The following is a 2,491-nucleotide window of genomic DNA, read 5'->3' on the forward strand; positions in this document are numbered from 1 at the left end:
GAAGGATGAGGGCGTGCGCGCTGTGACTGTCAACCCGGGTGTCGCCGACTCGCTGCGGCTGGTCGACGATCATCCGGAGCCGCCGCCCGAGGAGGGCGCGATCCTGGTCGAGGCACTGGCGGTGGGGATCTGCGGCACCGACCACGAGATCATCGCCGGCGACTACGGCGAGGCGCCGCCCGGCGCGGACCGGCTTGTGCTGGGGCACGAGTCGCTGGGCCGGGTGCTGGAGGACCCGTCGGGCACGCTGCAACCCGGCGACCTGGTGGCGGGCGTCGTCCGGCACCCCGACCCGGTGCCCTGCCCGAACTGCGCGGTCGGCGAGTGGGACATGTGCCGCAACGGTCGGTTCACCGAGCACGGCATCAAGGCCCTGCCCGGCTTCGCCCGGGACCGCTGGCGGCTGCAACCCCGGTTCGCCGTGGGGCTGGATCGGGCCCTCGCCTCGGTCGGCATGCTGCTGGAGCCGACCAGCGTGGTGGCGAAGGCGTGGGAGCACATCGAGCGCATCGGTGCCCGCGCCGAGTGGCAGCCGCAGACCGTACTGGTCACCGGGGCCGGGCCGATCGGCCTGCTGGCCGCGCTGCTCGCCACGCAGCGCGGGCTCGCCGTGCACGTGCTGGACCGCAACACCACCGGGCCGAAGCCGGATCTGGTCCGGGCGCTCGGGGCGACCTACCACACCGTGCCCGTCAGCGAGCTGGACTTCGAGCCGGACGTGGTGCTGGAGTGCACCGGGGCGCCGGTCGTCGTCCTCGACGTGATGTACAAGGCCGCGCCGACCGGCATCGTCTGCCTGACCGGCGTCTCCAGCGGCGGGCGGACCATCGACCTCGACGCCGGGGCGCTCAACCGCGCGCTCGTGCTGGAGAACAACGTGGTGTTCGGCTCGGTGAACGCCAACCGCCGGCACTGGGACCTCGCCGCCGCGGCGCTGGCCCGCGCCGACCGGTCGTGGCTCGACGCGCTGATCACCCGCCGGGTGCCGGTGGAGGCGTACACCGGGGCGTACACCTCCGAGCCGGACGACATCAAGGTGGTGCTGGAGTTCGGTTCCTGACGCCGCTCAGAGGCCGGGCAGCCGGCCGTTGCGGAACAGGTCGACGAAGAGCTGGTGGTCCTGCCGGGCGCGGACGCCGTACGCGTGGGCGAAGTCGACCAGGTGCGTCACGAAGCCCGCCTCGTCGGCGTCCACCGCCGCCACGATCGCCTCCTCCGTGGAGTAGTCGACCAGGTCGTGACTGGATTCGTCGTCGGCCACCGAGTGCATCCGGGCGACCGCCCGGCCCAGGTCGGTCAGCACGCCGGCCAGGTCCTCCGGCTCGTTCACGTCGGCCCAGTCGAGGTCGGCCGCGTACGGGGACACCTCGGCGACGAGCTGCCCGGCCCCGTCCAGCTCGGTGAAGCCCAGCCACGGGTCGGCGTGCGCCTGAAGTGCCCGCTGCGACTCGGCGGTGCGGTGCCCCTGGTGCTGGAAGTAGCCCGCGACCGCCTCGTCGGCGATGTGCCGGGCCACCGCCGGCACCTGGGCCTGCTTCATGTAGATGACGACGTCGTTCTCCAGCGCCTGGGTGTGCCCCTCCAGCAGCAGGTTGTACGACGGCAGCCCGGCCGAGCCGATACCCACCCCCTTGCGCAGCACCACGTCCTTGATCTGGGTGGCCACGGGACGGAGCTGGGCGGAGGAGGCGGGCAGCGTGCCGAGGTAGTCCTCGAACGCGGCGCAGACCCGCTCCCGGGTCTCGGCGTCGATCTCGAAGACGCCGTCGCCCAGCGAGAACCGGCGCTCGTAGTTGTCGATGGTGGTCTGCGTGGCGAGCAGGTCGACCCGGGTGTTGAGCCGCGCCTGCTGGAGCACCCGGCGGAGCACCCCGTCGGCGTTGTCCAGGGTGATCGAGCCGATCGCGTCGTCGCCCCCCTCGGCGATGGCGCGCAGCTCGGTCAGGTACGACCGCGCGAAGCCGGTGACCAGGTCGCTGATCGCCCGATCGGAGAGCGCCTTGGCGTAGCCGATCAGCGCCACGCTGGCCGCCAGCCGCTTCAGGTCCCAGCTGAACGGCCCCACGTACGCCTCGTCGAAGTCGTTGACGTTGAACACGAGCTGCCCGGACGCGTTCATGTACGTGCCGAAGTTCTCCGCGTGCAGGTCGCCGTGGATCCACACCCGGCTGGTCCGGTCGTCGAGGAACCGGTCGTCGGCGAAGTCGCCGACCTGGTCGGCGTAGAAGAGCGAGGCGCTGCCCCGGTAGAAGGCGAACGGGGACGCGGCCATCTTGCGGAACTTGCGCCGGAAGGCTGCCGGGTCGAGAGCCATCGACGCGCCGAACTCCTCGGTGAGCACGTCGACGATGTGGGCGGAACGCTGGTCGGCGGAGTGGTTCATGGTGCGCAGGCTAGCCCCCGCCGGCCAGCCGGGGCCCTCGTCCGACCGGACGGTACGGCTCAGGGGGTGGGCGGGCGGACCGGCGGGGCGGTCAGCGACTCCGCCGAG

Annotated in this window: 2 protein-coding genes; one reads left to right on the forward strand and one right to left on the reverse strand. The window is 72.3% G+C overall.

Features of this window, described 5'->3' with window-relative positions; all coding sequences use genetic code 11:
* Positions 1–13: 13 nt before the first annotated feature.
* Entirely contained in the window at positions 14–1,060 is a 1,047-nt protein-coding gene (locus tag F6X68_RS32175) for a glucose 1-dehydrogenase (RefSeq protein ID WP_151457763.1), read from the forward strand.
* Positions 1,061–1,066: 6 nt separating this feature from the next.
* On the opposite strand, the gene F6X68_RS32180 is transcribed toward F6X68_RS32175, so the two are convergent.
* Positions 1,067–2,383: a DUF2252 domain-containing protein gene (locus F6X68_RS32180; protein WP_151457764.1), complete on the reverse strand. Its 1,317-nt coding sequence runs from the start codon at positions 2,381–2,383 to the stop codon at positions 1,067–1,069.
* Between the last annotated feature and the right edge of the window lie 108 nt (positions 2,384–2,491).

Origin of the sequence: Micromonospora sp. AMSO12t (assembly GCF_008806585.1) — a bacterium.
Classification (GTDB): domain Bacteria; phylum Actinomycetota; class Actinomycetes; order Mycobacteriales; family Micromonosporaceae; genus Micromonospora; species Micromonospora reichwaldensis.